Annotated in this window: 11 protein-coding genes and 1 pseudogene; 1 reads left to right on the forward strand and 11 read right to left on the reverse strand. The window is 68.5% G+C overall.

Annotation, left to right across the window (positions count from 1 at the left end):
* Positions 1 to 243 precede the first annotated feature (243 nt).
* The 11 genes from FL311_RS34680 to FL311_RS34730 all read right to left on the reverse strand — a co-directional run bounded on the left by FL311_RS34680 (position 244) and on the right by FL311_RS34730 (position 11,284).
* A complete protein-coding gene (locus FL311_RS34680) occupies positions 244 to 1,158 on the reverse strand; it encodes a glutaminase (protein ID WP_141331974.1) in 915 nt (304 codons plus the stop codon).
* 257 nt (positions 1,159 to 1,415) lie between these two features.
* Positions 1,416 to 2,135: a 2OG-Fe(II) oxygenase gene (locus FL311_RS34685; protein ID WP_141331975.1), complete on the reverse strand. Its 720-nt coding sequence runs from the start codon at positions 2,133 to 2,135 to the stop codon at positions 1,416 to 1,418.
* Positions 2,136 to 2,373: 238 nt separating this feature from the next.
* Positions 2,374 to 3,675 (reverse strand): PQQ-dependent sugar dehydrogenase, encoded by a 1,302-nt coding sequence (locus tag FL311_RS34690; protein ID WP_141331976.1) that lies wholly within the window; start codon positions 3,673 to 3,675, stop codon positions 2,374 to 2,376.
* 105 nt (positions 3,676 to 3,780) lie between these two features.
* Positions 3,781 to 4,677, reverse strand: coding sequence for an NAD-dependent epimerase/dehydratase family protein (locus tag FL311_RS34695; protein WP_141331977.1), 897 nt, complete (start codon positions 4,675 to 4,677; stop codon positions 3,781 to 3,783).
* Between the two features lie 143 nt (positions 4,678 to 4,820).
* Positions 4,821 to 5,681: an ion transporter gene (locus FL311_RS34700; RefSeq protein WP_141331978.1), complete on the reverse strand. Its 861-nt coding sequence runs from the start codon at positions 5,679 to 5,681 to the stop codon at positions 4,821 to 4,823.
* Positions 5,682 to 5,735: 54 nt separating this feature from the next.
* Entirely contained in the window at positions 5,736 to 6,383 is a 648-nt protein-coding gene (locus FL311_RS34705) for a cysteine hydrolase family protein (protein WP_141331979.1), read from the reverse strand.
* Between the two features lie 129 nt (positions 6,384 to 6,512).
* Positions 6,513 to 7,484: an AraC family transcriptional regulator gene (locus tag FL311_RS34710; protein WP_228557287.1), complete on the reverse strand. Its 972-nt coding sequence runs from the start codon at positions 7,482 to 7,484 to the stop codon at positions 6,513 to 6,515.
* Positions 7,477 to 8,601 carry a metallophosphoesterase gene (locus FL311_RS34715; RefSeq protein ID WP_228557288.1) on the reverse strand — a complete coding sequence of 375 codons (1,125 nt, stop codon included), beginning with the start codon at positions 8,599 to 8,601 and terminating at the stop codon, positions 7,477 to 7,479. Before FL311_RS34715 ends, FL311_RS34710 begins: the two co-directional genes overlap by 8 nt.
* A gap of 4 nt (positions 8,602 to 8,605) precedes the next feature.
* Entirely contained in the window at positions 8,606 to 10,096 is a 1,491-nt protein-coding gene (locus FL311_RS34720) for an aldehyde dehydrogenase family protein (RefSeq protein ID WP_141331980.1), read from the reverse strand.
* Between the two features lie 43 nt (positions 10,097 to 10,139).
* Positions 10,140 to 10,919, reverse strand: coding sequence for an SDR family oxidoreductase (locus FL311_RS34725; protein WP_141331981.1), 780 nt, complete (start codon positions 10,917 to 10,919; stop codon positions 10,140 to 10,142).
* A 44-nt stretch (positions 10,920 to 10,963) separates the two neighbouring features.
* Entirely contained in the window at positions 10,964 to 11,284 is a 321-nt protein-coding gene (locus tag FL311_RS34730) for a putative quinol monooxygenase (RefSeq protein ID WP_228557289.1), read from the reverse strand.
* 197 nt (positions 11,285 to 11,481) lie between these two features.
* On the opposite strand from FL311_RS34730, the pseudogene FL311_RS44385 reads away from it, so the two are divergent.
* Positions 11,482 to 11,785 (forward strand): annotated as a pseudogene (locus tag FL311_RS44385) (transposase); the annotation flags it as partial.
* Positions 11,786 to 12,055: the final 270 nt, after the last annotated feature.

Raw genomic sequence — 12,055 nt, forward strand, 5'->3', positions numbered from 1 at the left:
CGCAGGACGGGGCAGTACGGGCGGCGGGTCGGACGGGGCAGCACGCAGGACGGGCAGCACGGGGCAGTACGCAGCACTGGGCAGTACGGGCGGCGGGTTGGATGGGCGTGTCGCAGCGAGCGAAGCGGGAGACCGCTTCAACAAGGTGAGACGGCTCGGGCGTGAAGGATGGGCGGTGGGAGCCGGTCCTCGGCGGAAGCGTAACTTCGCGAGGACCGGTTCGCCTTCATCCACGCGGCGACGTCAGAACACCGAGAGGCCCGTGAGCGTCGTGAATCGATCCAGGGCTTCCACGCCCGCGACCGAGTTCCCGTGGGCATCCAGCCCAGGGCTCCACACACACAACCCACAGCGATTCGGGATGACGGCGATGATGCCGCCACCGACACCACTCTTGCACGGCAGACCCACGCGATAGGCGAACTCGCCCGCGGCGTCGTAGGTGCCGCAGGTGAGCATCACCGCGTTGACCTGCTTGGCCTGACTGCGCGTGAGCAGCCGCCTCCCCGAGGCGCCCTGCCCATGTCGCGCCAGGAATCCACAAGCACGCGCCAGGTCCGCGCAGCTCATCCGCAGCGAGCACTGCCAGAAGTAGTGCTCGAGCACTCGGGGCACCGGGTTCTCGATGTTCCCGTAGCTCGCCATGAAGTGCGCCAGCGCGGAGTTGCGATGGCCATGTTCGGCCTCGGACGCGGCGACGACCGGGTCGAAGTCCACCGAGGCATTTCCGCTCTCCTCGCGCAGGAACTCCCGCAGCAGACCTCGTGAGTCCCCGGTGAGACTGAGCAGCCGGTCCGTGACGACCAGTGCTCCCGCGTTGATGAACGGATTGCGGGGCACACCCTGCTCGTACTCGAGCTGCACCAGGGAGTTGAACGGATTGCCCGAGGGCTCCTTCCCCACCCTGCGCCACAGCGCGTCCCCGTCTCTCGCGAGCGTCAGCGCCAACGCGAAGACCTTCGAGATGCTCTGCACCGAGAAGGGCGTGCGCAAATCGCCCACGCCGAAGACCTGCCCATCGAGCGTGGCCAGCGCCATGCCGAACCGCGACGGGTCCACCGCGGCCAGCGCGGGGATGTAGTTGGCCACACGGCCCTGCCCCACCACCGGCAGGACGGCCGTCATCACCTCGTCGAGAATCGCCTGGAAGTCGTCCATCGCGCGCCCACCTGCCTGGGCGCCAGGATAGCCGCGCGAGCCCGCCCTCCGTGCAGGTTTCCCAGGACACACCGCGGCAAGGAACCGGCACGAGACACGGCCTGTCCCGAGGCCCTTCATGCGCACGCCCTGCCGGCAGCGCGAAGAGAGGCTCTCTTCGCAGCAGCAAGCATCTTGGGCTGCCGAACCCCATCGCGCAGCGCCCTGAGCGGATACGGCCGACACCCGGCGCGACGAGGAGGCGACCTGTCGCCGCGTCAGCGCGCGTCGTGGAAGATGATGCCCACCGTGTGCCGGTGACCGGAGCGGATGCGACTGACTCCGTGACGCATGTTGACGCGATAGACGCCGCGAGTGCCCTGCACGGGGCGATGGTGGACCGGGAAGATGACGCCATCCCCCTGCCGCAGCGGCACGACCTCCACGCGAGACTGCATGCGGGGACGCTGCTCGGTGAGCACCAGCTCGCCACCAGCGAAGTCGCGCCCCGGCTCGGACAGGAGGATGGCCACCTGGAGCGGGAAGACCTCGTCGCCGTAGAGGTCCTGGTGCAGGCAGTTGTAGTCCCCTTCCCCGTACTGGAGCAGCAGCGGTGTCGGCCGGAGCTGCTCCGCCGCGTGACACCGCTGGAGATAGGCGGCGTGCGACTCGGGGTATCGCACGTCGATGCGCAGCGCCTCGTTCCACCGATTCGCGATGGACGCGAGCCCGGGATAGAGCGAGGTCCGCAGTCGAGCCACGAGCTCCGGGAGCGGATAGGCGAAGTACTTGTACTCCCCCCGCCCGAAGCCATGGCGAGCCATGATGACTCGACTGCGAAACGGTGCATCCTCGGGGTATAGCGCCGACAAGACGCCGCACTCCTCGGGCGTGAGCAAGCCGCTCAGGGTGGCGCACCCGCGCGCATCCAGCTCCGCGCCGAGCCCGGTCCAGTCGAGCGCCTCCAGCCTCGTCTCCACCGAAACCGCGCTACGCATCGGCCGCGCACGGAGGGCTCGGGCACTCACGACGCCCCTCGCACCTGGACTTCCGAAAAACCCACCCAGCTTCGTCGCATGTGCACACTCCCGTTCGTCACCGAGGCATGAAGCTCGCGCTCGGACACGGCTCAGGAATGACGCACGTGATGACGCAAGGCGACCCGGTTGTTGCGGTCAACCACCGCGCGCGGAGGCGAACCGGGCCCGCCCCCGCACGCGAGCACCCCGACTGGGTTCAGCGCGGCGTCACCTTCAGCAGCTTGCCGTTCGAGTCATCGGTGAGCAGGTACAGCGCGCCCTCCGGGCCCTGGACGACCTCGCGGATGCGGGCCTTCTGGTCCATCAGCAGGCGCTCCTCACCCACGACGCGGTCGTTCTCGAGCACCAGTCGCACGAGGGCCGTGCTGGACAAGCCACCGATGAAGAAGTTGCCCTTCCACTCGGGGAACAGCTCACCGGAGTAGATGGTCATGCCCGAGGGCGAGATCACCGGGTCCCAGTAGTACACCGGCTGCTCCATGCCCGGGCCCTGGGTGGTCTTGTGGATGGGCTCGCCGGAGTATTCCTCGCCGTAGCCGATGGTGGGCCAGCCGTAGTCCTTGCCGCGCTCGATGAGGTTGAGCTCGTCACCACCGCGAGGCCCCATCTCCACCTCCCAGAGGCGTCCCTTGCTGTCGAGCGCCGCCGACAGGATGTTGCGGTGCCCCAGCGTCCAGATCTCCGGTCGCGCGTCCTTCTGCCCCACGAAGGGGTTGTCCTTCGGGATGGAGCCGTCCGGGTTGATGCGGACAATCTTGCCGAAGTCGCTCTTGAGGTCGCGAGCCTGGACGCGGCCCTCCATGATGGAGCGCTCGCCCAGCGTGACGAACAGCTTCCCATCCGGCGTGAAGACGAGTCGGCCACCCGCGTGCAGCGTGGACTCCAGCGTCGGCTCCATGCGGAAGATGACCTTCACGCCCTCGACCTTGGGCTTGGGTCCATCCACCAGCCTGGCGCGCGCCACCGCGAGGCCGTTGCCGCCCTTCCGGGGCTCGTAATAGGTCCAGTAGATGAGGCCACTGGTGCCGTAGTCCGGCCCCACCTCGACGTCGAGCAGACCGCCCTGGTTGCGACCATCCACCTTGGGCAGGCCCGCGATGGCCGGCGACTTCTTGCCCTCGGGCGTGACGATGAAGAGCTTCCCCGTCGGCTTCTCCGTGACGAGCATCCGCTTGTCCGGCAGGAACGCGATGGCCCAGGGCTTGTTGAAGCCCGACGCAATCTCGGTGACCTGCAGGGCCGTGCGCGTGTTGACGGCGGGCGCGCGCGTCTGGCCGGGGAAGGCCGGCTTGAACTCGGGGACATTGGGCGGGGCCTGCTCGACGGGGGCGCCCGTCGGGTTGGGGCCCTGCCGAGGATCCGTCTGCTGACTGCCCTTTGCCTGCCCGGGGGCCAGGTTGCCGCCCTGGTCCGCGGGTTTGCCCGCGGGCTGTGCGTGTGAGGTCCCCGCGAGGGTCAGCAGGGAAGTACAAGCCAGGGACGCCAACAGGGAACGCATGAGCACACTCCTCCAGGTGGGACGAACGACGCGCAGCAAACACGAAGTGCCGCGAGCCTCGCGCGAAAAGGATGTGGGGATGTCGGACGGCGGACGCAAGCCGCCTCAATCCAGGAGCATCTCCTCGCGAATCCAGCGGGTCACCGAATCGTGGCGAGGCGCCCAGCCCAGCTCGCGCCGCGCGCGCTTCCCGCGCACCCGGCTGTTGGAGCCGAACGAGTAGCGAGCGTGGCCCTCGCCCCACTCGCGTGACGCCTCCTCCACGGACCAGGACCGCACCGGGCCCAGCTTCAGCCGCGCCGCGATGGCCTCGCCAATCTCCGCGTAGGACGCCTCGCCGTTCTCCACGAAGTAGAACGCCCCCGAAGGAGCCTTCTCCAGCGCCAGCGCGTAGAGCGCCGTGACGTCGTCGATGTGGACGTTGGACCAGCGGTTGACGCCCTTGCCGACGACGCGCACCACGCCGCTCTTGCGAGCCTGCGCCACCAGCGGAGGAATCTGCACGCTGTCGCGGCTCAGGCCCTTCCCCGTGCCGTAGATCATCGTGTTGCACAGCACGATGCCCCGAGCCCCCGGCGCCGCGAGGACGCTGTTGTCGAGCGCGTGCCGAGCCTGCTTTTCGGGCTCGACGATGAACGGCGTGTCCTCGTCGAACACGTTGGGAGACAGCGCGTCGCCCTTCACGTCGTCGCCGATGACGCTGGAGCCGCTGGTGTGCAGCAGCGGCTTGCCCGAGCCCTTCACGCCTTCAATCAGGGCCCGGATGGCCTGCTCGTGGTCACTGCTCGCCGCGTTGATGACACCGTCCGCGCGCCGGGCCTCGGCCGTGAGCACCGCGACGTTGTCCAGGTCCCCCAGGACGGGCTCGATGCCGAGCGCCGCCAGCTTCCGGGCCTTGGCCTCATCGCGCACCAGTCCCCGAATCGAATGGCCCCGGGCCTTGAGGTCCACGGCCAGAGAGCCGCCAATGAAGCCGGTGGCGCCAGTGATGAAGAGGTTCATCGTGAGGTCTCCAGGAAAGGAAGGGCCTCACTGTGCCGCGCCCGGAGCGGAGAGCCTCGGATTGATGCACGGGCCGGGCACGACCCGGCCAGCAATGAACATCCCGACTGGGGCAGGTGGCCTGCGTCGAACAACGGCGCGACTCAGGGCGCGGATGGCGACTTCGGCGTCTTCCAGTCCAGCGCCGTCCCACAGACCTTGCAGAAGCGCGCATCCAGGTCATGCCCCTGGGTGCCGCAGCCCGGGCACGCATGGGTATCCACGGGAGCGCGCGTGGCGGCGGCCAGCTCCACGGAGACGATGCCCGTGGGTACGGCGAGGATGCCGTAGCCCATGATCATCAACACCGACGCGATGAACTGGCCCGGCACCGTCTTGGGCGTGATGTCACCGAAGCCCACCGTCGTCATCGTCACCACGGCCCAGTACATGGCGCGCGGGATGCTGTCGAAGCCATGGACCTCGCCCTCCACCATGTACATGACAGCCCCCATGATGACGACCACCGTCAGGACGAAGCCGAGGAAGACGGTGATCTTCCCCCGGCTCGCACGCAGCGCCGTCAGGAGGATCTCCGCCTGGCCCAGCAGGTGTCCCAGCTTCAGCACCCGGAAGACGCGCAGCAGGCGCAGCACGCGGACCACGAGCAACGTCTGGGCGCCCGGGAACAGCACACTGAGGAACGAGGGCAGGATGGCCAGCAGGTCCACGAGGCCAAAGAAGCTGCGCGCGTAGTCCAGCGGACGGCGGACGGCGATGAGGCGCAGCACGTACTCGATGGCGAAGATGGCGGTGAAGGCCCACTCGGCGATGGAGAGCGCGGTGCCATGGCGCTCGCGCACCGAGGAGACGCTCTCCAGCATCACCGCGACGACACTGAACAAGATGGCCCACATCAGGGCCACATCGAAGGACTTCCCCGCCGGTGTGTCGGCCTCGAAGATGATGGTGTGGAGACGGGCGCGGAAGCCGCCCACGGGGCTCTGCTCGGAGTACCTGGACACGCAGGGCAGTCTAGACGCGGCGACGCTCGATTCGGGAAACCTTGCGTCCCGACGTCACAACCGCCCCGCCCCCTTGGCGGAATGCGCCGGCCTCCGGGCGCGGCGGGTGCGCTTCACCTCATCCGCCCGGCACACGCGCACGCCCAGGAAGCGCTGGAGCTGGTCCAACGCCAGGTCATGGTCCCCGTCGCTCTCCGCCGCGCAGCAGTCGCTCAGCACGGTGATGTCGTACTCGTGCATGTGCGCGTCATGCGCGCTGAAGAAGACGCACAGGTTCGTGGCCACCCCCGCCATGAGCAGCTTCTTCGTCCCCAGGTGCTCCAACAACGGCACCAGCGACGTCGCGAAGAACGCCGAGTGCTTCGGCTTGAGGACGAAGTAGTCCCTCGGCTCGGGCTTCAGCGCCCGCGCCACCGGCCGGCCCCGAATCCCCTTGCGCGTGCAGTGCCGATAGACATCCCGGAAGTTACTGCGCCAGTGGTTGAAGTTGTCGTTGACGTAGATGACCGGCACCCCCGCCGAGCGCATCCGTCGGGCCAGCGGCTCCAGCCGCTCCACCATGCGCAGCGCCCAGGGCAGCACCTTCTCTCCGCCCGGGAACTCCAGGTCATTGATGACGTCGATGATGAGCAGCGCCGTGTCCGAGCGTCGCTCCTTCGTCGCGCGCGCCTTCCCGCCGGACCGTGCCCCTGACTTCGCCACGTGCACCTCCTGGCGGCCAAGCTAGGCACTCCCCCCGCACGCCGGCACCTTTCGTCCAGAACCGTGCACCTCGCCCCCAACACGAGAGGCCGCCTTCCCCTGAGAGGACGGCCCCGCGCGTGCCTACGGTCACGCGCGCATCGAGCGCGCGAACCCGCTCGGGGAACACCCGGCGTGACGCGAGAACGCGACGCTGAAGGCGCTTGCCGACTGGTAGCCGATCCTCTCGGCGAGCTCGGCGAGGGGCGTGGGCTCGCGAAGCAGGACGTCCTTGGCGATCGCGATGCGCCACTCGAGCAGGTACTCCATCGGCGGCATGCCCACCGTTCTCGTGAATCGCTCGGCGAACACCGCGCGCGACATGCCCGCGACGCGTCCGAGCTCCGCGACGGTCCACCGGTGCGCGACGTCGGCGTGCATCTTCCGAAGGGCACGCGCAAGGTCAGGATCAGCGAGGCCGGCGAGCAAGCCCGTCTCCCGCCCCGCCGCTTCCACGGGTCGAAGGCGCAGCGCCTCGACGAGCAGCACCTCGACGAGCCGCTCGAGGATCAGCGCACGCCCTGTTCGACGGGTTGTCGCCTCGTCTGCGATGAGCTCGACGAGCCGCCGCAGACGCACGGCACCGGGATCATCACGTCGGATGAGGATCATCACGGGCAGGAACTTCTCGAGGAGACTCGCGTTCGCGCGGTCAACGAGGAAGTAGCCGCCGAGCTGGCGCATCGTCGGGCGCCCAGTGGGCGTACCGTGCCGGAGCTCGTTGCCGTCCGCCGCGGTGATGAGCTTCGGCTTCAGCCCCTGGGCGCTCGACATCGTGAAGCCCGGCGTCGATGGCAAGAGCACGAAGTCGCCCTCGTCGAGCTGCACCCCGTCGACGCCGTCGACCTCAAGGAAGCATGTCCCTTCCAGCATGATGCAGAAGCCGGGCTCGTTGTGCGCCGGGTACCGCACACTCCACTGCCCCGCGCCGCTGATGACCTTGGGCAAGACCGTCTGCGGACGGAGCAGGGAGATGACAGCCGCGAGCGGGTCGGAGGACTCGTGCGTGGGCGGCGGCGTGTCGGACTCCGACGAACGTTTTGCCATCTCGACATCATACATCGTCTTCGCTCCTCAACACGATCTCGGTCATCTCCGGCGGAACGCCGAGCCGCATGGGTGGCCCTGAGTGGCCCGTGCCTCGGCTGACGTAGACGAGCGTGTCTCCCACCCTGCGAAGCCCATCGACGACGGGCTGGCCCGCCCGAAGCAGCCAACGCAGTGGCCAGAACTGGCCTCCATGCGTGTGCCCGGAGAGCTGCAGGTCGACGCCGTGCCGCACAGCCTCCTGAACGGCCTTTGGCTGGTGCGCCATGAGGATGAGCACCTTGCTGCGGTCGCGGCCCTCGACGGCTCGCGCGAGATCGGGGCCATGGCCGACGTCGAAGTGCGCCGCCTCGTAGTCGTCAATGCCCGCGAGGTGGAGGACCTGTCCGGCGCGCTCGAGGGCGACGTGCTCATTGCGTAGGACTCGGACGCCGAGCTTGCCGAGATGCTCGCACCACTCGGGCGCATCCGCGTGGTACTCGTGGTTCCCGGTGACGAAGAACGTGCCGTAGGTCGAGGTGAGCGCGGCGAGCGGCGCGATGTCGGCCGCGATGTCTGCGACGCGGCCGTCCACCAGGTCGCCCGTGATGAGCACGGCGTCGGGCGCGAGGGCGTTCACTTGCGAGACGACCTCCTCGAGGAACGCGCGCCCGAGCGTCTGGCCGATGTGCAGGTCCGAGAGCTGGACGAGGCGCAGCCGATCGAACTCTCGCGGCAGCTTGCGCAGGGGGATTTCCACGCGTTCGACACGCACCCTGCGGGCTTCATGCGCGGCCAACGCGGCCGCGCCGAGGCCCATCACCAGGACGACAGCCGCGCTCGACGCTCGGGACGTCGTGATGGGCAGCAGTTCCATCACGGCCAACCCCATCGCGAGGAGCATGGAGGTGCCGAGCCAGAGGTAGATGGGCTCGAGCCACCAGACCGACCATCGATAGGGCACGAGCCGACTCGCGATCACGCCGAGCGGAACGCTCGCCGCGAGGAACACGAGGAGCGCCTTCAATCCGAACGCCGTCGTCGGCCCGAAGCCCACGTCGCGCACGAGCCGCGCCCAGAGGTAGTAGTGGATCCCGCCGACGATGGCGACGCCGGCGGGGAGGTACACGACGAGCGGAAGAAGGCGTCCCATGATGTCATCCGACCAGGCGCGGGAAGTCGCTCGGGACGGCGATGGTCTTGGTCTCAAGGTACTCCTCGAAGCCCTCGACGCCGTTCTCCCTGCCCAGCCCCGACTGCTTGTAGCCGCCGAAGGGCGCGTTCGGAGAGAAGAAGAAGGCGCCGTTGACGTTCATCGAGCCCGTGCGGATGCGACGGGCCACCCGCATCGCGCGCGACGGCGACGCCGAGATGACCGAACCCGAGAGCCCGTAGATCGAGTCGTTCGCGATGCGGACCGCGTCGTCGTCGTCATCGAACGGGATGACGACGAGCACCGGGCCGAAGATCTCCTCCTGCGCGATCGTCATCGAGTTGTCGACGTCGGCGAACAGGGTCGGCTCGACGAAGTAGCCCTTGCTGAGGTGCTTCGGCGTGCCGCCGCCCACCACGAGGCGAGCTCCCTCGGCCTTGCCTTTCTCGATGTAGGCGAGCACGCGCTCGCGCTGCCCCGCGCTGATCATCGGGCCCATGATGTTCTTCACGTCGGCCGGGTCACCGTAGGGCACGTCGCGGTAGAGCTGCTCGAGGATCGCGATGGCCTCGTCGTAGCGGGAGCGCGGGACGAGCAAGCGCGTGTTCAGCACGCAGCCCTGGCCCGCGTTGGCGCAGACGAAGGCCGCGCCCGTCAGCGCCTCTGGGAACTTCGCGTCGTCGAGGACGATCATCGCCGACTTGCCGCCGAGTTCGAGCAGCGTGCGCTTGATGGTCTTCGACGCGCTCTCCATCACGCGACGTCCCGTGGCCGTCGAGCCCGTGAAGGAGATGACGTCGACGCGCGGGTCGGACGTGAGCATCGAGCCGAGCGAGCCGCTCCCCGTCGACGTCAGCACGTTGAAGGCTCCCGGAGGCAGGTCCGGGCACTGGGCCGCGACGCGACCGAGCATGGTCGCCGCCCACGGCGTATTCTGGGCCGCCTTGAGGACCACCGTGCAGCCCGCGGCCAGCGCGGGGATGCACTTCTGCATGTTGGTCTGCACCGGCGCGTTCCACGGCGTGATGGCCACCACCACCCCAGCGGCCTCCTTGCACACCAGGCGACGCGCGGGGCCGCCGATGGGCGAGCCAAGGTCCTCGAGCTCGCGCTCGAAGTCGTAGGTCTCGAGGAGCTTCAGCGAGTAGTCGATGTCCGCCACCGGGCTGTCGAGCATCGGGCCATGCGTGAACGCGAGAGGGCACCCGCTCTCCGCGACGACCTGACGCCGCCACTCCTCGCTGACCGCCTTGAGGCCATCACGCAATTGCGTCAGTGCGCGGATGCGCCTCGCGGTGTTGGTCGACCAGTCCGACTCGTCGAAGCAGCGGCGGGCAGCGGCGATGGCGCGGTCGCCATCCGCGACGGAGGCGGCGGCCACGACGCCGACGATCTCCTCCGTCGCCGGGTTGATGACGTCGTAGGTGGCGCCGCCCTCGGCCTCGACGAGGGTGCCGTTGATGAAGAGACGATGTTCCGCGTTGAGCTGTGACATGGTGTTTTTCTCCTGGGTGTCGAGGTTGAAGTGGGTGCCGACGTCAGGCGACCTTGATGAGCGACGCAGACTTCGCGAGCGCGACGGCGTCTGCCCCGGCTGGGAAACGGAGCGTCCCGGTCTCATCGTTGGCCGCGCGCCAGATGGCCTCGGCCACATCGGACGCCGTCGTCGTGAGCCCAGGCTGCGCGAAGGCCGCGAAGATGGGCTGCGCGAACGCCTCGTAGGACTTGGGGATCAACCCCTGCATGCGCGTGGTGCCGTTCGCGGTGAAGCGCGTGCCCGGGCCGTAGCCAGGCTCGACGAGCTTCACCTTCACGTTGAAGGCGCCCAACTCGTGGGCGAGCGAGGCGGTGAAGCCCTCGACGGCGAGCTTGCTGGCCGTGTACACGGCGGCGAGCGGCATCGGCGCGAGCGTCACGCTCGAGGTCACGTTCACGATCACGCCCGCCCGGCGCTCGCGGAACCGAGGCACCGCGGCCTGGAGCACCGCCATGACGCCGAAGGTGTTGGTCTCGAAGACCTCGCGAATCGTCGACATGGGGGTGGCCTCGAACGCGCCGACGACGCCGATGCCGGCGTTGTTGACCAGCACGTCGATGGGCCCCGCCTGCTCGAGGGCTGCTGCGATGGTCTCGGGCTTCGTCACGTCCAACGCCAGGACGCGGAGCCGGTCGGACTTCGGCAGCTCGCCGAGCCGAGGGGTGCGCATCGTCGCGATGACATTCCAGCCCTGGTCGTGGAAGTAGCGGGCCGTCGCCTCGCCGTAGCCAGACGAGCAGCCGGTGATGAGAACAGTCTTGAGGGTCTTCGTGGTGTTCATGGAAATCTCCTTCGGTGGTTGGGGTTTGGGGTTTGGGGTTCACTTCAGCCGCGCACGGAGCCGCCCACTGGGACGACATCCCGGTACTGCGCGGGGTCAGCCACGAGCGTCGCGAGCGTCGCGATCAGCGCCTGCGCCGACGCGCTCGCGAACGCCTCGGCGTGGGCCTCCTTCGAAGTCCAGCCCTCGGTGACGTCAATGACGTCGGGCTCGCTCGACGAGCGCCCCACGAGATAGACGAGGCAGTTCTCGTTGCCCGTCGGCGCTCCCGCGAGCAGTGCATCGATCAGCTCGTCGGCCCGCCCCGGACGAGCTCGCATCGTCGCATGGAAGCCGTGGGTCGCCTTCAGTCTTGCCTGGGGCATCACTTATCTCCTGGGTGAGCGTCGGAGCCGTCAGGGCCTCCGCGTTGTCCACACCCTCTCAATAAGCCCTCCTCCCCAAGACTATCTATAACGCGGCGTCTGAATTTCTTTCGAGGTCGTCTTGGGCGTCGGAACCCGAGCAGCACGCCAAGGCGCACCAGCGCCGCTGGGGCACGTCGTTTCGAGCGCTGGCAGCCCGCTCCCGCGCCAGCGGCTCGGCGCAGGCCGTCCTGGGCCGCTACAAGCGGCGCAGCGAGGAGCTCGACGGTGAGCCGCGTGACGAAGTCCCTCGACGAGAAGGTGGAGGGCCTTCGCACCGATCCCTTCCCCTATCTGTACTTGGACGCCACCTTCCTGGACGCCCCGCGGGCGCGCACGGTGCAGAGCGCCTCGGCCCTGGTGGCCTACGGCGTGGGAGCGGATGGGCACTTGTTGGCCGTGCCCCTGGCTGGCAGCGCGTCGCAGGACTCCTGGCTGGAGCTGCTGCGCCAACTGCTCGCGTGAGGGGTGAGGGTTGTGCGGATGGATGGATAGAATCCACTTCATCCGCCCAAGACTCCCCTGGGCGTCGCCCTTCGCTCACCGAAGGGGCCATGACATGCACTGACGCGCTTCTTCGTGGATGATGAGCAGCGCCGTGTCCGAGCGCCGCACCTTCGTCGCGTGCCGCCTCCTACCGGACCGCGCCCCTGACTTCGCCTCGTGCACCTCCTGGCGGCCAAACCAGGCACGCCCCCCGCACGTCGGCACCTTTCGTCCAGAACCGTGCCC

It is taken from the genome of Myxococcus sp. AB025B (assembly GCF_006518215.1).
In the GTDB taxonomy this organism is placed as follows: Bacteria; Myxococcota; Myxococcia; order Myxococcales; family Myxococcaceae; genus Myxococcus; species Myxococcus fulvus.

Excerpts from the sequence above, each read along its gene's own strand:
- FL311_RS34690 (WP_141331976.1), bottom strand. The coding sequence starts at position 3,675 with ATGCGTTCCCTGTTGGCGTCCCTGGCTTGTACTTCCCTGCTGACCCTC.
- FL311_RS34730 (WP_228557289.1), bottom strand. The coding sequence starts at position 11,284 with ATGCCCCAGGCAAGACTGAAGGCGACCCACGGCTTCCATGCGACGATG.
- FL311_RS34680 (WP_141331974.1), bottom strand. The coding sequence starts at position 1,158 with ATGGACGACTTCCAGGCGATTCTCGACGAGGTGATGACGGCCGTCCTG.
- FL311_RS34685 (WP_141331975.1), bottom strand. The coding sequence starts at position 2,135 with ATGCGTAGCGCGGTTTCGGTGGAGACGAGGCTGGAGGCGCTCGACTGG.
- FL311_RS34715 (WP_228557288.1), bottom strand. The coding sequence starts at position 8,601 with ATGGGACGCCTTCTTCCGCTCGTCGTGTACCTCCCCGCCGGCGTCGCC.
- FL311_RS34710 (WP_228557287.1), bottom strand. The coding sequence starts at position 7,484 with ATGTATGATGTCGAGATGGCAAAACGTTCGTCGGAGTCCGACACGCCG.
- FL311_RS34720 (WP_141331980.1), bottom strand. The coding sequence starts at position 10,096 with ATGTCACAGCTCAACGCGGAACATCGTCTCTTCATCAACGGCACCCTC.
- FL311_RS34725 (WP_141331981.1), bottom strand. The coding sequence starts at position 10,919 with ATGAACACCACGAAGACCCTCAAGACTGTTCTCATCACCGGCTGCTCG.
- FL311_RS34695 (WP_141331977.1), bottom strand. The coding sequence starts at position 4,677 with ATGAACCTCTTCATCACTGGCGCCACCGGCTTCATTGGCGGCTCTCTG.